The sequence below is a fragment of the Nocardia niwae NBRC 108934 = DSM 45340 genome (assembly GCF_001613465.1).
GTDB lineage: Bacteria > Actinomycetota > Actinomycetes > Mycobacteriales > Mycobacteriaceae > Nocardia > Nocardia niwae.
The window spans coordinates 120,463-141,655 of record NZ_BDCK01000023.1; the positions used below are offsets into that span (position 1 = coordinate 120,463).

The 21,193-nt window shown below is 69.7% G+C and carries 19 protein-coding genes; 5 read left to right on the forward strand and 14 right to left on the reverse strand.

The features are described from left to right. Nucleotides 1–13: 13 nt before the first annotated feature. Nucleotides 14–973 (reverse strand): proline dehydrogenase family protein, encoded by a 960-nt coding sequence (locus NNI01S_RS15510; RefSeq protein WP_063020808.1) that lies wholly within the window; start codon nt 971–973, stop codon nt 14–16. Then, nucleotides 973–2,610 carry an L-glutamate gamma-semialdehyde dehydrogenase gene (gene pruA, locus NNI01S_RS15515; RefSeq protein ID WP_063020809.1) on the reverse strand — a complete coding sequence of 546 codons (1,638 nt, stop codon included), beginning with the start codon at nt 2,608–2,610 and terminating at the stop codon, nt 973–975. Before pruA ends, NNI01S_RS15510 begins: the two co-directional genes overlap by 1 nt. A gap of 125 nt (nt 2,611–2,735) precedes the next feature. Here pruA and NNI01S_RS15520 point away from each other — a divergent pair, with 125 nt between their 5' ends. Beyond that, on the forward strand, nt 2,736–3,971 hold the full coding sequence (locus tag NNI01S_RS15520; RefSeq protein WP_369689670.1) for a PucR family transcriptional regulator: 1,236 nt from the start codon (nt 2,736–2,738) through the stop codon (nt 3,969–3,971). Nucleotides 3,972–4,723: 752 nt separating this feature from the next. After that, a complete protein-coding gene (locus NNI01S_RS15525) occupies nt 4,724–6,727 on the forward strand; it encodes a serine/threonine-protein kinase (protein ID WP_063020810.1) in 2,004 nt (667 codons plus the stop codon). A 127-nt stretch (nt 6,728–6,854) separates the two neighbouring features. Here NNI01S_RS15525 and NNI01S_RS15530 read toward each other — a convergent pair whose 3' ends face one another. From NNI01S_RS15530 to NNI01S_RS35700, 4 genes are all read right to left on the reverse strand, one after another. Continuing rightward, nucleotides 6,855–9,266, reverse strand: coding sequence for a M48 family metalloprotease (locus NNI01S_RS15530; protein WP_063020811.1), 2,412 nt, complete (start codon nt 9,264–9,266; stop codon nt 6,855–6,857). Further along, nucleotides 9,267–9,770 (reverse strand): hypothetical protein, encoded by a 504-nt coding sequence (locus NNI01S_RS15535; RefSeq protein ID WP_063020812.1) that lies wholly within the window; start codon nt 9,768–9,770, stop codon nt 9,267–9,269. A 277-nt stretch (nt 9,771–10,047) separates the two neighbouring features. Then, nucleotides 10,048–10,578: a class IV adenylate cyclase gene (locus NNI01S_RS15540; protein ID WP_063020813.1), complete on the reverse strand. Its 531-nt coding sequence runs from the start codon at nt 10,576–10,578 to the stop codon at nt 10,048–10,050. Between the two features lie 69 nt (nt 10,579–10,647). After that, nucleotides 10,648–10,947: a helix-turn-helix transcriptional regulator gene (locus tag NNI01S_RS35700; RefSeq protein WP_063020814.1), complete on the reverse strand. Its 300-nt coding sequence runs from the start codon at nt 10,945–10,947 to the stop codon at nt 10,648–10,650. Here NNI01S_RS35700 and NNI01S_RS35705 point away from each other — a divergent pair. Next, entirely contained in the window at nt 10,942–11,394 is a 453-nt protein-coding gene (locus NNI01S_RS35705) for an alcohol dehydrogenase catalytic domain-containing protein (RefSeq protein ID WP_218019207.1), read from the forward strand. The two genes, NNI01S_RS35700 and NNI01S_RS35705, sit on opposite strands and share 6 nt — an antisense overlap. Nucleotides 11,395–11,647: 253 nt before the next feature. Here NNI01S_RS35705 and NNI01S_RS33595 read toward each other — a convergent pair whose 3' ends face one another. The 3 genes from NNI01S_RS33595 to NNI01S_RS15560 all read right to left on the reverse strand — a co-directional run bounded on the left by NNI01S_RS33595 (nt 11,648) and on the right by NNI01S_RS15560 (nt 14,421). After that, nucleotides 11,648–12,256 carry a hypothetical protein gene (locus NNI01S_RS33595; RefSeq protein WP_157114810.1) on the reverse strand — a complete coding sequence of 203 codons (609 nt, stop codon included), beginning with the start codon at nt 12,254–12,256 and terminating at the stop codon, nt 11,648–11,650. 342 nt (nt 12,257–12,598) lie between these two features. After that, the gene (locus NNI01S_RS15555; RefSeq protein ID WP_063020815.1) at nt 12,599–13,201 is read right to left on the reverse strand and encodes a hypothetical protein; all 603 of its coding nucleotides are present in this window, start codon (nt 13,199–13,201) and stop codon (nt 12,599–12,601) included. Nucleotides 13,202–13,464: 263 nt separating this feature from the next. Beyond that, complete coding sequence (locus tag NNI01S_RS15560; RefSeq protein WP_063020816.1) at nt 13,465–14,421, reverse strand: quinone oxidoreductase family protein; 957 nt, start codon at nt 14,419–14,421, stop codon at nt 13,465–13,467. Between the two features lie 70 nt (nt 14,422–14,491). Here NNI01S_RS15560 and NNI01S_RS15565 point away from each other — a divergent pair, with 70 nt between their 5' ends. Then, complete coding sequence (locus tag NNI01S_RS15565; RefSeq protein ID WP_063020817.1) at nt 14,492–15,127, forward strand: TetR/AcrR family transcriptional regulator C-terminal domain-containing protein; 636 nt, start codon at nt 14,492–14,494, stop codon at nt 15,125–15,127. 195 nt (nt 15,128–15,322) lie between these two features. Then, complete coding sequence (locus NNI01S_RS15570; RefSeq protein ID WP_063020818.1) at nt 15,323–16,882, forward strand: phytoene desaturase family protein; 1,560 nt, start codon at nt 15,323–15,325, stop codon at nt 16,880–16,882. Here the strand turns inward: NNI01S_RS15570 and NNI01S_RS15575 are convergent. The 5 genes from NNI01S_RS15575 to NNI01S_RS15595 form a co-directional block, all read right to left on the reverse strand. Further along, nucleotides 16,870–17,856 carry an alcohol dehydrogenase catalytic domain-containing protein gene (locus NNI01S_RS15575; protein ID WP_063020819.1) on the reverse strand — a complete coding sequence of 329 codons (987 nt, stop codon included), beginning with the start codon at nt 17,854–17,856 and terminating at the stop codon, nt 16,870–16,872. The two genes, NNI01S_RS15570 and NNI01S_RS15575, sit on opposite strands and share 13 nt — an antisense overlap. A 16-nt stretch (nt 17,857–17,872) precedes the next feature. Continuing rightward, nucleotides 17,873–18,295 carry an organic hydroperoxide resistance protein gene (locus tag NNI01S_RS15580; protein ID WP_063020820.1) on the reverse strand — a complete coding sequence of 141 codons (423 nt, stop codon included), beginning with the start codon at nt 18,293–18,295 and terminating at the stop codon, nt 17,873–17,875. Nucleotides 18,296–18,297: 2 nt separating this feature from the next. Continuing rightward, nucleotides 18,298–18,744, reverse strand: a complete 447-nt coding sequence (locus tag NNI01S_RS15585; protein ID WP_063020821.1) for a MarR family winged helix-turn-helix transcriptional regulator — start codon at nt 18,742–18,744, stop codon at nt 18,298–18,300. 96 nt (nt 18,745–18,840) lie between these two features. Continuing rightward, nucleotides 18,841–19,893, reverse strand: a complete 1,053-nt coding sequence (locus NNI01S_RS15590) for a PQQ-dependent sugar dehydrogenase (protein ID WP_245676165.1) — start codon at nt 19,891–19,893, stop codon at nt 18,841–18,843. 179 nt (nt 19,894–20,072) lie between these two features. After that, nucleotides 20,073–20,972: a dienelactone hydrolase family protein gene (locus tag NNI01S_RS15595; RefSeq protein WP_063020945.1), complete on the reverse strand. Its 900-nt coding sequence runs from the start codon at nt 20,970–20,972 to the stop codon at nt 20,073–20,075. Nucleotides 20,973–21,193: the final 221 nt, after the last annotated feature.

The following is a 21,193-nucleotide window of genomic DNA, read 5'->3' on the forward strand; positions in this document are numbered from 1 at the left end:
TTCGTGCGCCCGCTCAGCGGTCGCGGCCGAAGGAGCGCAGGAAGAACGCGATGTTGGCCGGGCGCTCGGCCAGCCTGCGCATGAAGTAGCCGTACCACTGGTCTCCGTAGGGCACGTAGACCCGCAGTGCGTGGCCCGCTGCGGCCAGGCGCCGCTGTTCGGCGTCGCGGATGCCGTGCAACATCTGGAATTCGAAATCGCCGGACTTGCGGCCGCTTTCCCATACGTGGCGCAGCGCCGCATCGATCAGCGCCGGGTCGTGCGTGGCGATCATCGGGTAGCCTTTGCCGTCCATCAGGATCCGCAGGCAGCGCAGGTAGGACTCGTCCACCGCGGAGCGGCTCTGGTAGGCCACCGACGCGGGTTCGCGGTATGCGCCCTTGCACAACCGGATCCGTGATCCGGGGCCGGCGAAGGTCCGGCAATCGTCCTCGGTGCGCTTCAGATAGGCCTGCAGGACCGTGCCGAGCCACGGGAAGTCCAGCCGCAGCTCGCGCACGATCGACAGCGTCGCGTCGGTGGTCGTGTGGTCCTCGGCGTCCACGGTCACCCAGACTCCGGCCGCCTTCGCCGCCGTGCAGATCTCGTAGGCGTGTTCGCGGGCGATGGCGTATCCGTTCTGTGGAAGCGACTGCCCCAGGGCGGAGAGCTTGAGCGACACCTCCAGCCGCGGCACCGGCGCCTGGTCCGTGGCGCGCAGTTCGGCCAGCGCCGACAGCAGCCGCAAGTAGTGCGCGACGGTTGCGCGGGCATGGTCGAAATCGGTGGTGTCCTCGCCGAGGTAATCGATGGTCACGCAGCGGCCGGAGCCGAGCAGCGCCGACGCCGCGTCGACCGCGTCGCCCTCGGTCTCGCCCGCGACGAACCGGTCGACCAGCTTCTTGGTGGTGGCGGCGCGGGTGATCGCGCGCTCCACGCGCGGGGAACGGGAGGCCGCCAGCAGGGCGGGCCGCAGCAGTCCGGAGAAGGCCATCACAACTCCTGGTGCGGGTAGCGGTGGTCGGTCGCGGGAACGAAGGTTTCCTTGATCGTGCGAGCGGAGGTCCAGCGCAGCAGGTTCTGTGCCGAGCCTGCCTTGTCGTTGGTGCCGGACGCGCGCGACCCGCCGAACGGCTGCTGGCCGACGACCGCGCCGGTGGGTTTGTCGTTGACGTAGAGGTTGCCCGCCGCGAAGCGCAACCGGTCCATGGCCGTGCCGATCGCCGCGCGGTCCTGGGCGATGACCGCGCCGGTCAAGCCGTAGGGCGAGCCGCGGTCGATCAGGCCGAGTGTGGACTCGAACGAGCCGCGGACCGAGTCGTCGTAGACGTGCACGGCCAGGATCGGCCCGAAGTACTCGGTGCGGAATGCCTCGTCGCCCGGATCGTCGCCGAGCAGCACGGTCGGCTCGACGAAATAGCCGACGCTGTCGTCGGCGTGACCGCCCGTGGCGATGGTCAGGCCGGGGGTCGCTTTCGCTCGGGCGAGAGCGTCCGCGTTCTTGGCGAAAGCCCGCCGATCGATGAGGGCTCCCCCGAAGTGGCCGAAGTCGGTGACGTCGCCGTAGCTCAGCGCGCCGACCCGGTCGATGAACTCGCGGCCCATCCGGTTCCATACCGAGCGCGGGAGGAATGCCCGCGAGGCGGCCGAGCACTTCTGGCCTTGGTAGTCGAACGCGCCGCGGATCAGGGCGGTGCTCAGCACCTCGGGGTCGGCGGAGCTGTGCGCCACGACGAAGTCCTTGCCGCCGGTCTCGCCGACCAGGCGCGGGTAGGCGTCGTAGTGGTCGAGGTTCGCCGCGACGGCGCGCCAGAGGTGCCGGAAGGTCGCGGTGGACCCGGTGAAGTGGATGCCCGCGAGCCGGCGGTCGGCCAGTGCCACCTGCGAGACCTCGGGGCCCGTGCCGTGCACCATGTTGATCACGCCGGGCGGCAACCCCGCCGCCTCCAGCAGTCTCATCGTCCAGTACGCCGCCACCGACTGGGTGACGGCCGGCTTCCACACCACCGTGTTGCCCATCAGCGCGGGCGCGGTGGGCAGGTTGCCCGCGATGGCGGAGAAGTTGAACGGCGTGATCGCGTAGACGAAGCCCTCGAGCGGCCGGTAGTCCATCCGATTCCACACCCCGGGCGACGAGATCGGCTGATCGGCCAGGATCCGGCGCGCGAAGTGCACGTTGAACCGCCAGAAGTCCACCAGCTCACACGGCGTGTCGATCTCGGCCTGGTAGGCCGTCTTGGACTGGCCCAACATCGTTGCCGCCGCGATGGTTTCGCGCCACGGTCCGGCCAGCAGGTCGGCGGCGCGCAGGAAGATCGCGGCGCGCTCGGCGAACGGCAGCGCCCGCCAGCCCGGCGCCGCGGCGCTCGCCGCCGTGATGGCGTCGCGGACCTCGCCCGGGCCTGCCGTGGTGAGCGTGCCCAGCACGGCGGCGTGCCGGTGCGGCTGCACCACCGCGATGCGCTCGCCGGAACCGTGCCGGTGCGCGCCGCCGATGACGTGGGCGACGTCGGTCGGCGTCGCGGCGAGTTCGGCCAGCTTCACCCGCAGGCGCTCGCGTTCCGCCGTGCCCGGCGCGAAGCTGCCCACCGGTTCGTTGACCGGCGGGGGCGGGGACACGACGGCATCCATGGAACCTCCTGGCGTTAGATGATTTTTCGGTAGGGGGAAGTCAACACCGGAAAACTGCCCGGAGAATGAGTCGATCGGACAAAGATGGGGCAAGTGTGTTGTCGAGTTGGCTGAAGGACGGGAACGTGGGCGCGGAGGGTGATCAGGTCGCCGCGGAGACCGACCTGTTCGCGCTGGCGCAGATGATCGCGGACAACGCGGGCGGGATGGTGACGATCGAGGACCCGGTGTCGCACGTGCTCGCGTACTCGGCGTCCGATGAGAACGCCGACGAGTTGCGCGTGCGCTCGATTCTCGGCCGGGAGGGCCCGCGGGAGTATCTGAGTCTGCTGCGGCAGTGGGGTGTGTTCGATCGGCTGCGTAACACCGACGAGGTCGTCGACGTGCCCGCGCACGACGAACTGAACATCAAGCGCAGGCTGGTGATCGGGATCCGCCGTCCCGCGGACGCGCAGGCGCGCGGCCCGCGCGTGCTCGGCGCGATCTGGCTGCAGCAGGGTGATCGGCCCTTCCACCCGGACGCGGCCGAGATCCTGCGCGGCGCGGCGGCCATCGCGGCACGCCTCATCTCCCGAAGCCTCGACACGCCGACCACCGAAGCGCTGCTGATCCGGCGTCTGTTCGGCGCGGGCGGGCCCACGGTCGACGCCGCGGCGGTCGCGAACACGCTGCACCTGCACTCGGCCGGCCCGGCGGCGGTGATCGGGTTCGCGCCCATGGCGGGCGAGCGGGCGCCGGGCGCCGCGGTGGGCGGCGTACTCCGCCTGCGTGCGGGGGCTTTTCGCGGTGACTCGGTGACCACCACGATCGGCGACCGCTTCTACGTGCTGCTGCCCGGTTACCGTTCCGCGCAGGCAGTGACGGCCTGGGCGCGTCAGCTGATCGATGGGTTCGAAGGCCGGCACTCGCTGGCGCTCCGGGCCGCGATCGCCTGCCCGGTGCCCGATCTCGGCCGGGTGGCCGAGGCGCGCGCGGAAGTCGATCGGGTCCTGGACCGCACCGGCGCGACCGCGTCGCAGCGCCGGGTGACCACCCTGGCCGAGGCGCGGACCGCGGTGCTGCTCGGTGAAGTGCTCGATCTCGTCGGAGCCCGGGCGGAATTGCACGATCCGCGGCTGCGCGCGCTGTTGGACTACGACCGCAAGCATTCCGCGAGCCTGCGCGACAGTGTCGAGACCTACCTGCGCGCACACGGCGACGTGCGCGACGCCGCCACGGCGCTGCGCGTGCATCCGAACACGCTGCGCTACCGGCTGCGCCGGGTCGAGGACATCCTCGGCATGAACCTCGACGACCCCGCCGACCGCCTGCTGCTGGAGATCCAGCTGGCCCTGCACCGCCGTGCACGCCCGGCCGAGTAGCGAGAGACGGTGGGGCGGGGCGGTTCGAGATCGTCTGCCGCCACGGCGGCCGAATCTGCCCGCTCCCTGGCGCACTCGTGTCGCGGTCGACCACACGCAGTCCGTGCGGCCCGGTGTTTCGACGATCGTGTCCAGCCGACTCGGCGTGCTCCACCAGCGCTTGATGCGATCGGCACGGGTGCCGCCTACCGGGAAGGTAGCGACGACGGCACCGTTCCGGCGTTGGCCGGGTCAGGCAGGCGTGCGATCCCTCGATTCCACCGGCCATCGGATACCCCGCGCGACAAAGGAATTCGGAAAGTCGGCCGGGTCGAACGCTCAGTGAGTTCGCGGCCGCGCCGGGCGCGTATCGCCGAAGCATCCGAAACCGCACTGCGACAGGACTTTCCATCGTCACCGCGGATCGGACCTGACCGGGCAGGCGCCTCCGGACGCCCGCTCCCGCGAGGCGGCTCGCCGAGCGGTGCCCCGCGTCCATGCCGCGATCTGGAGGTGGTGGTCGCGACACCCTCGAGCAGCGGGGTGTTCCGGATCGGCTGATCCTGACTCGTGGGCCGGCTCTGACCGCACCACCAGGCCCGGGACCTGCGCCGACGGCGAATCGGCTGCTGACCGGCGCGCTGCGCGATACGCCTGCCGAAGGGGTGCGCCGCGGCCTACAGTTGAGCGCAGGAACCCGGGTCACGGCCCCGGGAAGGCGTTCGGCTCGGTCCGCGCCGGACACCCTCCGGGTCCCCGTCACGGAGGACGAGATGACGACGCGACGTCAGACGCTGGAGGTGGGGTCGCGATTCGGGCCGTATCGCCTGGATCGCCTGATCGGTCGTGGCGGCATGGGCGAAGTGTTCGAGGCCTACGACACCGTCAAGGACCGCACCATCGCGCTGAAGGTGCTGCCCGAGCGGCTGCACGACGACCCGGTCTTCCGGGAGCGGTTCCGGCGCGAATCGCATGTCGCGGCGCGTTTGCAGGAACCGCACATCATCCCGATCCACGACTACGGCGAGATCGACGGCCGGCTGTTCATCGATATGCGCCTCGTCGGCGGCGACAGTTTGCGCGCGTTGCTCACCGCGCGGGCCCCACTGGAGCCGGAGCGGGCGGTCGCGATCATCCGGCAGGTCGCCGCCGCGCTGGACGCCGCACACGCCGACGGCTTGGTGCACCGCGACATCAAGCCGGACAACATCCTGCTCACCCCCGACGGCTTCGCCTACCTGGTGGACTTCGGTATCGCGCAGTCGGCCACCGGGGAGAGCCTCACCAGCACGGGCTCGGCGATCGGATCGTTCCACTACATGGCGCCGGAGCGGTTCCACTCCCGCGCGGTCACCCCCGCCGCCGACGTCTACGCCCTGACCTGCGTGCTGTACGAATGCCTCACCGGTTCGCGGCCCTTCCCGAAGGACACCGAAGCGCAGATCATCTCCGCGCACCTGTTCGAGCCGCCGCCACGGCCGCATGAATGCCGCCCCGGACTGCCCGCCCGATTGGACGAGGTGGTCGCGCGCGGCATGGCCAAGGACCCGCAGGCGCGCTACGCCACGGCAGGAGAGCTCGGAGCGGCCGCGCAGGCGGCGGTCGTCTCGAGCCGCTCCCCGGAGACGCCGACGGAGCCGGAGGATAAGGGTCCGCCGACCGCCGCGGGCCCGCCACCAGACCGGTCCGGCGCGACGACCGGGCCGGGCGGCCGCGACGACGGGCGACCCCGTCGCCGACGCGTGCTGCGCGTTCTCGCGTTGCTGGGTGTGGTCCTCCTGGCCGCCGTGCTCGGCCTGCTCGGATGGGAGCTGACCCGGCCCACCACCGGCGCCGCCGTCCCCGACGCGAGCGCTCCGGACGGCCCGGACATCGAGCTGCTGTCACTGGTGGGCCCTTCTGGTTACAAACGCGCGAACTGTGTGCACGAGAACCCCGATCCACCGACCGCCGCCGTGGTGTTCTGTGCCGCGAATCCGGCCGCGAGCGATCCCGCGGCGCGGTTCCTGCGGTTCCGGACCGTCGACCAGCTGCGCGGCTACATCTCCTCCTTGCTCACCGGCCTGCAGGGACGCAATTGCCCCGGAGACCCTCCGGGACAGGACGGACCGATGCTGCGGGACGGCGCGGAAGTCGGCCGCAAATCGTGTTTCCTGAGCAAGGTGGACGATCCCGCCGCGCCGCGTCCGGCACTGCTGGTGACAGACGAGCAGGCGTTGGCCGCCGCGGTGTACCTCTGGGATCCGGCCGACCAGCCGCACCGCGACTATGTGGCCGCTCGCAACGGTTTCGGATTCCGTACCTCCGACATGGCCCGGGATCCCGACTATTTCACCCAGGCCGATCGTGCGGTGCTCAACCATCTGGCCGGTGATTTCGGCCCGGCCAATTGCCGCCATGCCGACCCGCCGCCCGGCCCTGTGGACGCGGTGCTGGGCTGCGGCACGAAGGCCGGGTTCCCCGCCGCGGAGTTTTACGGGTTCCCGGACGAGGAGTCGGCGATGTATCTGTACGAGGCGAACCGCGGACAGTTCTCGGGCCATGTCTGCGGTACCGGCGACCCTGGCGACGACGCCTGGCGGCAGAACGGCAACGTCCTCGGCCGCGTCTTCTGCTATCCGAACACCGACCCCGCGCTGGGCCCCAGCTGCCTGTTCGTGATCCACCAGAAGTTCGCGATTGCCGGACATTTCTGCACGCTGCGCGCCGATCACCCGGATCAGGGACCGAAGAGCGAAGCCGAACTGACCGCATGGTTCCACAAGTACTTCGGCTGACTTCGCCGCCTGCGGGTCGTCGTCGGCGCTCGCTCGTCCCGGTGTCGGCTGCCCCAGCGGTCCAACGCGTTCGGTCTCCGCTGACGATCCGTACTACCTTGCCGGCGAACAGCGGATGGTCATGTCTCTAGCGGTCGCGTGGGGCGTCGGCATTCGTCTCTTTCGGGATCGTCCGCCACATGGGGGCGGGACGTGCGCCCTGCCGGTGCAGTTCCAGCAGGCGCGGCCGGGCGCGGTCCCAGAACAGGCGGATGATCCTGCCTTGCGCCTCGGCCACCCCGGTCAGCGGGCGTGTCGATTCGGCGCTCGTCACCAGCAGCTCGATCAGGCGCTGCTTTCGCACGTCCGGAGGCGGATGGGAACCGAGTTGACGCGCCCGCTCCGCACCGGTCTCCAGCACCGACAACGCGCGATCCATCACGTCCACGACATCGAAGTACAAGCCGATGCCCAGGAAGGCGCCTACCAAGTCGATGTTGTCGGCGTCGGTGAAACCGGCCGTCGCGAGAATGCCCAAGCTGATCTCGTCGGCCAGGAACTCCTGTTGCCAGGAGTACGTGAGGGATTCGACATCGGGAACCGGCAGCATTTCCGCGCGTGGCGTCGCGCCATGGGCGTGCACCAGGAGGTGCGCGTACGCCCGGCCCAGGACGAAACGGAGGAGGAAATCACGCAGGTCCGCGGCGAAGTCGAGCGGACCGCCCGACAGCCCGCCGATCGCATGGCCGACGACGCTGCCGGTCATGGCGTACACGCTGACGATCTCGGCGAAGCGCGCGACGAGCATCGGCTCGGCATCCAATCGCTCGGCCGCGGCGGACTCGTCGAAGGTGAAGCTGGTTCGACCGCTCGCCTCGGTGCGCCGCTGCGGCAGGGCCGACAGAACTGCTGCACCGAACTTGAACGCGAACAGCGACAGCTCGTCTTCGACGAGCATCAGGCAGGTGCCCCGAGTCGCCCAATGGCCCGGCACGGGTGCGAGCACCGCGTCGAGCCGACCCGTCCGGAGGTGGCCGACGAGCGGGTGGGGAAATTCGGTCACCTGCGCCTGCAACGCGCTCTGGGTCCAGCCCAGCACGTCGGAGAACAGGTCGCCCACGTCTCGCGGATCGCGACCCAGATGCACCGTCGCCGCTCGCGGATCGTCGGCTCGCTCGACGCGGAGGAAGCGATCCAGCTCGGTTCCCAGAGCGGCCGGCTCGACTCGAGCGCGGGCGCCGAGCAGAGCGTCGGTCCGCGCCAGCAGATTCCGGTAGTAGTGCGACGCGGCTTCGTCAGGGGGTAGCGACCCCGGATCGAGCGGAGGCTCGGGCGTAGGCGCTTCCTTCGGGATGGTTCGCCAGCTGCGGGCGGGTCGCACGCCACGCTCGCGCAGGTCCAGCAGGCGCGGTCGCGTGCGTTCCCACAGCAGACGCACGACGTCCGCCTGGATCTCGGCGTTCTTCAGCGCCCCTCGGAACCGTTCGGCCTTCTCCCGCTCGTCCGTGCCATCGACGCGAGCCAGCTGCTCGAGCGACTCCCGCATTCGCCGCCTGCGCAGCGAGGACGGCGGGTGCGAGCCCAGCTGGCGGACGTTCTCGTCGCCGGTTTCCAGCAGGGACACCGCACGGTCCATGACGTCCAAGGCGTCGAAGAACAGGCTGATGCCCAGAAAACTCAACTCGACCGGATATGCGTCGGTGCAGTTGATCGCCAAACCCATGCCGATGAAGTCGGCTTCGAGTTCCTGCTTCCACGAGTAGGTCAGCGTGCCGACGTCCTCGATCGGCAGGACACCTCGGCTCGACGCCGTCTTGTGCAGATGGCCGAGCAGGATGTGCCCGTACTCGTGGCCGATCACGAAGTTTTCCAGGGACTGTCCCAACATGTTCGCGAAGTTGAGATAGCCCGGAGGCAGCATGGGATAGGACTCGGTCCGATCGAACCGGCCGGTCACGGCGTAACCGGTGACGGCGTCGACGAAACGAGCGAGGACATCCGGATCGGACTCGATCCGCTCGGTCACAGCGGACACACCGAGCTGATAGTCGTGCAGATGTCCGTCGTGCACGGGGCCGCGCGGGATCGCCCAGGCGACCGCCGCGCTCAGCTTGTGCCAGAACTGCTCCATCTGGTCCTCGACGAGCACCAGGTAGGCATCCGAGCGCCCCGGCGTCAGCGTGCACACGGCATTGAGCTGCCCGGTTCGCAGCGGGCGCACCAACGGGCGCGCGCCGATCCGGGGCAAGCCGTTCGGGAACATGATCGGGATGGCCGCTTCGATCCGGTCCTGGATTCTGCTCAGCAGTTCGACGTTGACCTCGTCGCGGCCCGCGCGACCGCGCATGAACTGGGCGACCACACGCTCCGCTTCCGCCCGGAGCTCCGGAGTGACCCCCGGGGCCGCGTAGTCCCGCATGATCCGTTCGAGCAGTTCCGTCGCCCTGACCTCGAATTCGGCCAGGCCGGCCCCGGCGAGATCGCCGGGCTCGGGCTCCTCCAGTGCCGCCCGCAGCTGCTCGTAATACCGTTGTGCTGCTTGCTGGGCGTCACCGTGCACCTACGCGCCCCCCTCGGGAGCCGGATCGCCGTCGATCGTCTCGACCGCGATATCCGCCGTCTCTATCGCGATGTCCGCGCCGAACCTTTCGGTCACCGCCCGAGTGACCTCCTCCGCGCTGCCGCCGCTGGAAAGCAACTGCGGCAGTGTGGATACCACCTTGCCGAACATGCCCTCCGGCTCCCTCACCTCGACGGTCACCTTGCCGTCGACGGTGACGATCACGACGGTGCCATACACGACATCCGGGGTGCGGTAGAACGCCTTCGGCGCGCCCGGCCGCAGGTCGATCACCTGACCACCTTTGCGCTGCTCCAGGATGTGCAATACCGCCCCGACGGCGGCCGCGGCGCCGATCAGCAGCAGGGTCACGGTCGTGACCGGCTCGATTCCGCGCCGCGGGACCTCCTGCACCTCGACGCCGTGGGCCGCTGCCACCGCGCGTGCCGACGGCACCTCCCGCGGGTCCAGGACGACGGCCTGCGTCTGCGACGGCTCGTTCACCGAAATTCCCCCTGCGCGAAGACGATCGAGTCAGACCAACAGCGTGCCACAACCTTCCGGTCCTTGCCACGCCGTCGGGGGATCTCCGGCAACTCGGTGACGAGTTGGGGTACACCGGCACCGCCACCGCGCCCAGGCCCGCCGGCGCGCAATCCGAGCAGCACCCGGACCGGCTCGTGCGGCCGAGCACCACGACCCGCTCGTCGGCCGGTGGGTCGCATCAACGCGATCGGCGCGCGGTGGCTTCCACCAGGCCGCATCATCCGCCGTGAACGGCTCAGAACCGCAGTTCGCGGATGGTGTCGAGGTCGATGCCGTGGCGTGCGTAGATCTTGATCGTGTTCTCGCCGGTGAGATCGGCTTCGGTGTAGCCGAGCAGCCCGGCGACCCGGATCACTTCCTCCTTGGTCGCGGCTTCGATCTCCAGGTACGGCGGAATGCGGGGCCAAGTGTCGATTTCCAGTTGCGCGCCGTCGAGTTCGAAACTGATCCGCTCGGTTTCCTGGTAGGACTTCGCGGTGAAGCCCAGCGTTTCGAGCAGGGCGTTGGTGGTGGCGAAGTCGTCGACGCCCACCTCGACTTCATGGGTGCCGTCGATGGCATCGCCGGTGATCTGCTTGACGGCGAGCGTGATCCCGTTCCCGTTGTCCCGCAGCCTGATCCACTTCGACTCATCGCCCGGCGTGATGTCGTAGACGTAGCGGCGCATGAAACGCTCGCCGAGTTTGCGTCCACCCTTGTCCAGGATGTGCTGTTCGACGGCGACTGGGTCGATGTCGAGGATCTTGGCTTCGTGCTCGATGGGCAAGCTGGCTCCTGTCCGGGCCGGTCGGCGAACATGTCCGGCGCGCCGGGGTGGCGAGCCGCTGATCCGAGCCTAGGTTGCTCGGTAGCGGCGGGCTGTGGTGCCGACGATTTCGGCGAAGGCCGCGATGAAGCTGCTGGGATCGGCCCACCCGCACGCGTGAGCGATATACGTCGTGTCGTGGCCGTCGGCGAGCAGGACGAGCGCGTGATAGATGCGCAGCTGGCTACGCCACTCGTAGAAGGTCATCCCGAGTTCGTTGTGGAGCAGCCTGCTCAGAGTGCGGGCGCCGGCTCCGATCGTCCGTCCGAGTTCGGTCAGCGAGCTGTTGCCGGCGGGCTTCTCGCGCAGTATCCGCGCCAGGGCGTGCAACCGGTCGTCGCGCGGTTCCGGCAGGACCAGCGGCTGTTCGGGTGCTTCGTGGAGTTCATCGAGGACAACCCGGCGCGGTCGTGGTTGCTCGCGGCGCGGTCGCTGTCGCGTGGACTCGTGAAGCCGAGCAGGGCTTCGCGGGCGAGGGCGGAGGCAGTGAACACGGCCGGATGGGCCGGCAGGAGGCGGGCCAGGGAGGCTGTCCGCCCGGGTGGTCCCGAGACGCTGGAGATCCGTAAGGTGCCGATACCACCCGTCCGGGAGGGCTGGAGCCTGATCCAGGTGAAGGGCGCGGGCTCGAACCGGTCCGAGCTGAGAACCCGGCAAGGGCATTCGCCGAATGCGACATTTCCCCGTGTCCTCGGGATCGAATGCGTCGGAATCGTGGCGGCGTCGACCGATCCAGGCTTACCGGAGGGGACGAGCCGTCGCGGCGGTGATGGGTGAGATGGGCCGGGAAGTCGACGGCGGCTACGCGGAATACGCGTTGCTGCCGAATTCGCTGCTGATGCCGGTCGCCACCGCGTTGCCCTGGCAGGTCTTGGCCGCGCTGCCCGAGACGTACCTGACCGCGTGGGGCGCGCAAGGATGGTGGCATTACGAAGTCGGCTCTGGCGGTGGAACGCCTAGCCTCGAGCAGCGGACCGGCGGTGGCGTGGACTCGGTGAGTGGTGTCCACGCCACCGGTGGTGGCTCAGCGTCATCGCCGCCGTCGGGGTGTCGACGTGCTCGCACCGTATTGACCCACCAGCGCGATACCGACTCCGATCATGAAGACCACGAAACCGTTTGTGGCATCGTTCATGTGGCCCGGGGTGTGCTGGGCAATCGCGATTCCGGCCAGCGCCCAGCCGATTACGCCGATCGTCGTGCCGATCCAGATCAGGACTCTGCTCCACAGAGGCGCCCGCGACAGATCGCCTGGAGCCGGAGAATCGTAGGTCGTGTGGTAGACGTCGTCACCAGCGGTCATGCCATCTCCACCGGTGACGATTCGGCTGCCGTGGGTGGCGGTGTTGATGATGGTCGAGCCGTTCATCCGGTCGAGTCGGTCTCGGAGTTCGGCGAGTTCGCGGGCGAATTCCGCGTCGGCGGATGCCGCGCGTTCGATCTCATCGGCGAGTTGGCGGCGTGCTGCCATGCTGGCCGGGTTTCGGTCGAGGTCGTCGAGTGCGCGCCGTCCCAGCCGGCGCGTGACCGCGCCGGTGAGAGCCGTCAGTCCTTGATCCAGTGATCGGTCGACCAATCGTCCACCGGCTGCCCCCAGCGCCGCAGCCACATATGCGGCAACGACCATTCCGTCGATCATGTCAGTCTCCTCCACAGCCGCCCCGGCAGCACAATCATCTCATCGAACGGGCCACCGGCGTTGTTTCATACATTCCGACTGAAGATCGATCGCACCGAATTCGTTACCAGCCCTGGAGTTAGCGGTCTGAATGCCAGGAGTTGGACACGATCGCGCACCGTGGATATCCAAAAGCCATACCGGCGGCTTGTTTTCAACCGACCGGCGAAAATGTCTTGATCCAGTAGTCTTCCAGTAAACCGCCGCAGGCGACGAGCTCGAATTTCCCCGCGGATCTCACTGGTCGCAACACAGACCGGCTGGATCACCGCAGGGCGACCGAGCGTTCGAACTGGTTGCGACCTACCGGCGGCGTCTGGGCGTCGACGTTCTCGCGCCGAGTTCGGCGAAGGTCATGAGAACACCGCCGATGAGGAAGAACGGCAGCAAATCGAACTGTCCCGACACCGACGCGCCCTGGGACATGCCGATCAGACCGCCGACGAAGCCGATACCGACGAACGTCAAGCCGATCCACAACAGTGCCTTGGTCCAGCTCGGAGCTCGGGACAGATCCTCATCCGACGCTATGTCGTAAGTGGTGTTGTGAATGCTGCCTCCGGCCGTGATGCCTTTGCTGCCGGTGACGATCCGGCTGCCGTGGGTCGCGGTGTTGATCACGGTTGCGCCGTTCAGCCTGCCGAGCGTGGCTTGCAGGGCCGCGAGTTCGCCGGCGAATTCCGCGTCGGCGGCCGCCGCGCGTTCGATTTGATCGGCGAGTTGGCGGCGTGCTGCCATGCTGTCCGGGTTCTGATCGAGGTCGTCGAGTGCGCGCCGTCCGAGCCCGCGCGTGACCGCGCCGGTGAGAGCGGTCAATCCTTGATCCAGCGATGGGTCCACGGCCCGTCCGCCCGTCGCTCCCAATGCCGCAGCCACGTATGTGGCGACAACCATTCCGTCGATCATGTCAACTTCCTCCGCGGCCGCCCCGGCAACATAATCGTGTCATCGAACGAACAACATGGGGCGTTTCAGATATTCCGAGCCCAAAGTCGTTCGTAGGCAGAGCGAACGCGCCGAGCGCCTTCGGTGGGACCCGTTCGGCGACAACCGCGTGCCATCCGGTCTGCCGCAGTCCGATCACCGCGACAGGCCGGTGATCCCGAGCCCGACGACCACCGGGCATTTCCGTATGGCGCCGTTTCCTCCCTTCTCGAGCGGCGGCCCGGTCAGTCCGGGACGACGACCGCACGGGTGCGCCCTCGATGCGCCCAGGCCTCGCCGACGCGGCTGAGCGGGTAGTCGGTGTACGGCGCGTCGAAGGTGCCGTTGGCGAACCTGGCGAGGACATCGGGAAGCTCGGCGATCATCGCGGCCTTCGAAACCGAGCCCGCGCCGCTGCCGCTGATCCGGATTCGCCTGCCGCGCAGCAGAGCCGCGGGCAACGCCGCCTCGGTTCCGGCGAGCGAGCCGATCTGCACGTAGTCGATCGCCGTGCGGTCGTCGTCCGTGCCGCGCTTCTCCAGTGCGGCGAAGGTGGCCTCGGCGACGGGACCCCACACGAAGTCGAGCACGAGCGTGGGCTGCGCCTCGGCGACGACCGCGGCGAGGGTGGCCCCGGCGACGGGAGTGGGGGCCGAGAGCGGAACGGTGACGGCGCCGAGATCTCGCAGTCGCTCCAGCGCCGCGTGGTCGCGCCCGGCCGCGATGACCTGTTTCGCGCCGAGAGACATCGCCGCCCGCACGGCGAGGCCGCCGGACAGGCCGGTCGCCCCGAGCACCAGCACGGTGCCGAGTTCGCCCGTCTCCTTGCGGTGGGTGGTCAGGGGCATCCAGCCCGACAAGGCGGGGTTCACGCCGGCGGCGGTCGCGAGCGGATCGGCCCCGGCGGGCAGCTCCACCTCGAACGGGGTGACCAGCTGTTCGGCCATCGTTCCCCACGGCGCCCGGGCGAGGCCCGTGTAGACCAGCCGCCCGTCGTCGGTCCGGGCCACCGCGTCGACGCCCGGCACGAGGGGGTAGGCGTGGTCGCTGCCGTAGTGGCGGCCGGAGGCCAGCCCGCGGACGACGTGGTGCAGACCCGCGCCCACGAGTCTCAGCGGCGCCCGGTCCGGCCGCTGTTCCGGGTCGGGAAAGTCCGCGCAGATCGGTGTCGCTCCTGGGGTGTTGACGACTGCAGCACGCATGCCAGTCTCCTTAACTAAGTTAGGTTTACCGCGTCATTCACCTTGCCTGAACTTTGTTAAGGTGTCAACCGTGGCAAAGGGCATCACCCGGGAGCGGATCGTGGCGGCGGCGCTCGAGCTGCTCGACGACGAGGGCATGGACGCGCTCACCGTCCGCGCGCTGGCTTCCCGGCTCCAGGTGAAGGCCCCGGCGCTGTACTGGCATGTGCGCAACAAGCAGGAACTGCTCGACGAGATGAGCACGTTCGTGATGCGCCGCGTCACCGACGCCCTCTCGGCCATCGCTTCCGGCGCCGACTGGCGTGCCGACCTAGCCGCCTACGCCCGCGTCTTGCGCGCGGAATACCTGCGCCACCGGGACGGCGCGCGCATCTTCAGCGGCACGCGCTTCTCCGACCCCGACGTGGTGAGAGCGAAGGAGTCCTGGCTCGCGCGCTTGACCGCGGCCGGGTTCTCCCTGGCGGAGGCGGACGATGCCCTCGACCTGGTCACCGCGTACGTCGTCGGCTTCGTTATCGAGGAACAGGAACGCAGCCAGTCGGCCGGCGCCGACCCGGCCCGGTACTCGCTCGTCGAACGCGACGAGTGGCTGGGTGCAGGCGCCGATCTGGTCAAGGCCGCCGGGCACCTCCGCGACGACGGTGACAGCAGGTTCGAACGGCAGCTCGGCGTCGTCCTCGACGGGCTCGCGGCCAGGTTGCGCTGACGGCTCCGCCCAGGTCGCCAGGCCGGGGCGGTAGACCTGCACGCGAAGCCCGGGATTCGCCGCGGCGCGGAAACCCGGACTGTGGAATGCATCGGGCTGTGGAATGCATCGACTCGGATGGCGCCTCGGCCTCGGCCTCGGCTCGGGTCGGCCGCGTCGCTGTCGCCCGGCGACGATTCGTGCTATCGAGAACGGATGACGCCGACGCGCTCCTTCTACGATGTCGTGATCGTCGGTGGCGGGCACAACGGTTTGGTGGCCGCCGCGTATCTGGCGCGGGCCGGGCGGTCGGTGCTGGTGCTCGAGCGGCAGCCGCATGTCGGTGGCGCGGCGGTGTCCGAGCGGGTGTTCGCGGGCGTCGACGCCCGGTTGTCGCGGTACTCGTATCTGGTGAGCCTGTTGCCGCGGTCGATCGTGACGGATCTGGGCTTGCGGTTCGAGACGCGGCGGCGGACCGTCTCGTCCTACACGCCGGTCGGCGACGGGGGCCTGTTCGTCTCGTCCGACCAGGCGCGCACGGAGGCGAGTTTCGCGCGGCTGACCGGCTCCGACCGGGAATTCCGTGCGTGGCAGCGGTTCTACGCGAGCACGGGGCAGCTGGCTCGGCGGGTCTTCCCGACGCTGACCCGGCCGCTTCCGTCCGAGGAGGCGCTACGGCACATCGTCGACGACGCGGCCACCTGGGAGGCGCTGTTCGAGCGACCGCTGGGCGAGACGATCGAATCCACCTTCGCGGACGACACCGTGCGCGGCGTGGTCCTCACCGACGCGCTGATCGGCACCTTCACCCACGCGCACGATCCGTCGCTGCGGCAGAACCGCTGCTTCCTCTACCACGTCATCGGCGGCGGCACCGGTGACTGGGACGTGCCGATCGGCGGCATGGGCGCGCTCACCGACGCACTGGCCGAGGCGGCGCGCGCGGCAGGAGCGGAGATCGTCACCGGGTGCGAGGTGACGAGCGTCGAAACCGACGGCGAAACAGCGGAAGTCGGTCACCCGGACGGCAAGGTCGCAGCGCGGCACGTCTTGGCGAACGTCGCGCCGTACACGCTCGCCGGATTGCTCGGCGCGCCGCTGCCGCCGAAACCCGAAGGCGCGCAGGTGAAGATCAACATGCTGCTGCGGCGTCTTCCGCGTCTGCGTGACGCCGAAGTCGATCCTCGGGAGGCCTTCGCCGGGACTTTTCATATCGGCGAGTCGTACGCCCAGCTCGACCGGGCCTACGGCGAAGCCGCGATCGGCCGCGTCCCCTCGGCGCCGCCCGCCGAAATCTATTGCCACACTTTGACCGACCCGACGATCCTCGCTCCGGAACTGGCCGAGCGGGGAACGCATACCCTCACGCTGTTCGGGCTGCACGCCCGTGCGAAACTCTTCGCCGACGATCCCGAGGCGGCGAAAGATCGGATCGTGCGAGCCACTCTCGCGCAACTGGATTCGGTATCGGCCGAACCGATCATGGACTGCTTGGCGACGGACGAGAACGACGCGCCCTGCCTCGAAGCGAAGACACCGCTCGAACTGGAACGCGAAGTCGGCCTGCCCGGTGGACACATCTTCCACCGGGATCTGGCCTTTCCCTACCTTCCGGAGGACGCCGATCCCGCCGACCCCGCCGCCCGGTGGGGCGTGGCGACCGGGCACCGCAACGTGTTCCTGTGCGGCGCGGGCGCCATCCGGGGCGGCGGCGTCAGCGGCATTCCCGGACACAACGCCGCGATGGCTGTGCTCGACGCCGGTCAGGCGGGCTGAGCCCGCAGCGCGATCTTGGCGGCGCGCCCCGGCGTCTCGGTGGCGACCGCGGCGTCGGCCGCTGCCTCCAGCGGGTAGGCGGCTTCGATGTCGAGCCGCAGCACGCCGCGGGCGGCGAGATCGATCAGTTCGCCGATGAGCCGTCCGCGCTGGTCGGCGCCGATCTCCTCGATGCGCTTGGCGCCCCAGAAGCCCTTGACCACGGCCTGGCCGAAGATGAGACTTCCCGGGTCGAGTGTCAGTGGCTTACCCGAGAGCGCGCCGAAGGAGATCAGCTGCCCGCCCGGCGCGAGCAGCGCCAGCTCGTCGGCCGCGGCGCGACCGCCCACCTGATCGACGGCCCGGACGATGGGCGCGCCCGAGGTGGCCGCGTCGACCTGGTCGCGCCAGCCCTCGCTCTCGGTGTCCAGCACCGGTTCGTAGCCGAGGTCGCGCAGTGCCGCGACGGAGCCGGGGCCGCGTACCAGATTCAGCACGTGCAGCCCGCGTTGCCGGGCGAAGACGTTCACCAGCCTGCCCACCGCACCGTTGGCCGCGTTGATCGCCAGCCACTCGCCGGGCCGCAGCTCCAGGTCGTCGATGAGCATCAGCGCGCTCAACGGCATGGCCAGCAACTGGGCGGCGGTCTCGTCGGAGACCGTGTCGGGCAGCGGGACGACCTGGCGGGCGGGGACCACGAAGTACTCGGCCCATACGTTGATCGCGCCGGACACCGTCACGCGACGTCCGACCGACATGTCGGTGACGCCGGGACCCACCGCATCGACCCGCGCGACGGCCTCGCTACCAGGAATCGCGGGCAACGCGGGCCGATAGCCGTACACGCCGCGCACGATGGCCAGATCGTGATTGTGGATCGGCGACAGGATCAGCGCGAGCCGCACCTCGCCCGGCCCCGGTTCCGGTACCGGGCGGTCGGCGGTGGCCAGCACGTCCTTCGGTTCACCGAATCGTTCGATGACTACGGCACGCATATCCGCTCCTTCTCGATCAGTCGTCGGCGACAAGGACCTGGACGTCGATGTTGCCGCGGGTCGCATTGGAATACGGGCACACCTGGTGCGCTTTGTCGGCGAGCGCCTGCGCGTCCTCCCGGGACAGATGGGGCAGCGATACCTCCAGGGTAACCGCCAGGCCGAAGCCGCCCGCGCCGTTCGGCCCGATGCCGACCTTCGCGCCGACCGCGGAGTCGTCGATGTTCGCCTTGGCCTGCTTGCCGACCAAGCGCAGCGCCGAATGGAAGCACGCCGCGTAGCCGGCCGCGAACAGCTGCTCGGGGTTGGTGCCCTCGCCGTCGCCGCCCATCTCCTTGGGCGCCGACAGGTCGACGTCGATCTTGCCGTCGGTGCTGCGCGCGTGGCCGTTGCGTCCGTCGCCGCTGGCCAGGGCCTCGGCGGTGTAGAGGATCTGCATGTCTACTCTCCTTCGTTCAGCTGAGATTTCAGCGCATCGGTCAGCCGGTGCAGGATGCCGCGCAACGCGGTGACCTCGTCCATGGACAGCCCGCTGGCCTCGGCCATCTGGGCCGGGATGTCGCCCGCCTCGGCGCGCAGGGCGCGCCCACGGTCGGTGAGCCTGATGTCGACGCGGCGTTCGTCGGCCGCCGACCGCCGTCGCTCGATCAAGCCCGCCGCCTCCAGCCGCTTGAGCAGCGGGGACAGGGTGCCGGAATCCAGGTCGAGCGCGTGGCAGACATCGCCGACGCTGCGTTCGTCGCGTTCCCACAGCGCCAGCATCACCAGGTACTGCGGGTAGGTGAGCCCGAGCCGTTCCAGCTTCGGACGGTAGACCGCGGTCATCGCCCGGGACGCCGCGTAGAGCGGGAAGCAGAGCTGCTCGTCGAGGGTGAGGTGATCGGTCATGAACAACAATGTAGTGAGCAATTTGGTTGTGCACAACCTAAGTCCTGCGTTGTGCTCGTCACAGCGCGGAAGGCGGCGAGGCCTTCCGGGCGGGGCTCAGCGAGCCGGAAAACGGAGGACGCGGTCGTCGTCGCCGCGCGGGCCGCCCCGTCCGTCGGTGTTGGAGGTGGTGAGCCACAACGCCCCGTCCGGCGCGACCTCGACGGTGCGCAAGCGGCCGTATCGATCGCGCAATTCGGCGCGGGGCGCGCCTACTCGGCCGTCCTCGAGCGGCACGGTCCACAGCCGTCGGCCGCGCAGCGCCGCGACGTACAGGGTGTCCCCGGTGATGGCGATGCCCGACGGTGAGGCTTCCGCGGTGGTCCAGGTCAGCAGCGGATCGGTGAAACCGCGGCCGCCGCCGCCCGTGCCCTCGACGTCGGGCCAGCCGTAGTTGCGGCCGGGTTCGATCAGATTGACCTCGTCGAACCGGTTCTGCCCGAACTCGGCCGCGAACAGGCGACCGGCCCGATCCCACGCCAGTCCCTGCACATTGCGGTGGCCGAGACTGTAGACCGGTGAGCCGGGAGACGGATTTCCCGCAGCCGCGCGACCTTCCGGCGTCAACCGGAGAATCTTGCCGTTGAGGCTCGCCGGATCCTGCGATCGGCCGGATTCCCCGGCGTCGCCGGTCCCGGCGTACAGCATGCCGTCCGGTCCGAACGCGATCCGTCCGCCGTTGTGGTTGCCGGCCTTCGCGATGCCGGCGACCAGCACCTCCGGCGGCCCGTCGAGCCGGAACCGGACGATGCGATTGTCCGTCTCGGCGGTGAAATACGCGAAGACGTAGCGGCTTTCGGCGTAATCCGGCGCCACGGCGAGCCCGAGCAGCCCGCCTTCGCCCCGCGCGGTGACGCCCGGTACCTGATACACCTGTTCCGGCGCGCGGCCCGCGCCGATGCGCAGGACCCGTCCGGAGTCCCGCTCGGAGACCAGCGCCGAGCCGTCCGGCAGGAAAGCCAGACCCCACGGCACGCCGAGGTCCGCGGCGACTTCCCCGGCGGCATCGAGGTCGGGCCGTCCAGCGGGATTGCTGGGTGCGACGGTGCTCGCCACCGCGGGCGTGCCGGTCGGCTCGGTCGGGTTCTCGTCTCCGCAAGCGGTGAGCACCGCCGCGAGCAGGAGCGCGGCGATCGCCGTGGACGAGCGGCGCGCGGGGGACGGAGCCGATCGCGCGCGCCCGACCTCCCGAGCGTGCGGACCTCGGGCGGTCGATCGGGACCGCCGGCCGGAATCCGAGCTCCGGGGAGGCTTGCGGATTCCGCCGCGACGGCCCGATTCGGTCGGCATCAGCCGAGATACGTTCCGTACCAGTCCAATACGCGTCGCCAGGCCTCGGTGGCCGCCGTGGCGTTGTATCGCTGGCCGGTGTCGTTGAAGAAGGCGTGGTCGGCGTCGGGAGCGGTGAAGATCTGATGCGGATTGCCGGAGCGGGCCAGCGCCGCTTCCGCGGCGGGGCGGGAGGCGTTCACCCGTGCGTCGGCCGCAGCGTAGACGCCGAGCACCGCGGCTTCGGACGCGGACAGATCGCCGTTGTCCGGGAACGGTCCGTAGAAGGGCGTCGCGGCCGCCGGCTGCGACGGGCCGGAGGCGAGCAGCAGCCAGGTGAGGCCGCCGCCGAAGCAGAAACCGGTGACGCCGAGCTTCTTTCCCGCTACCCGGCGCTGGAGTTCGTCGAGCCCGGCGCGCAGGTCTGCGACGAGTTGATCCTGCGGAATGCGGCTCAGCTCGGCCGTCGCGGCGGCCGGATCGGTGAACGCGGCGGTGCCGCCTCGCGCCGACAGCAGGTCGACCGCGAGGGCGGAGTAGCCCGCGCCGGCGAAACGGCCTGCCACCGAACGGATGTGGTCGGTGAGGCCCTTGTTCTCGTGCACGACCAGCACTCCGCCCCGTGGCTGCGGCGCCGCGGCCCACGCCGCCTGCAGCGGCGCCCCGCCCGGACCGGTGAAGGTGACAGGAGCGGTGGGAAGGGCGGCGGCGGAACCCGGCGGCGTCGGGGGCGCCGTGGGTGAGGGCGCGGAATCGGTGATCTCGGTCCCGGTGCTCGCACAGGCGGCCAGCAGGGCGGCGGCGGCAGTGGCGCCGAGCCCGAGCAGACCCAGCCTGCACAGTGCCTCCCGCCGGGTGAGCAGGCCGTCGGCGTGATCTGCCGCGATCTCCTCGGCGAGGTAGCGCTGCAGGGGCGTCATGAGCCCCACGATAGGCCGGATGGTCGGTGGGCGCGCGGCGTTCATCGTCTGTTCGTCCGCGACAAACCGGCCCGACCGGACCTCCCACGGCATTCGCCAGCAGATTGCTACGTTGTCGCTCAATCGGGCGATCGATGGTCGGTCCGCACACCGGTCGAGGGAGCGAGATGGCAGCGGGGCGTGGCGTGAGACGAACGACGATCAGGGCGGTTTTGGCCGCG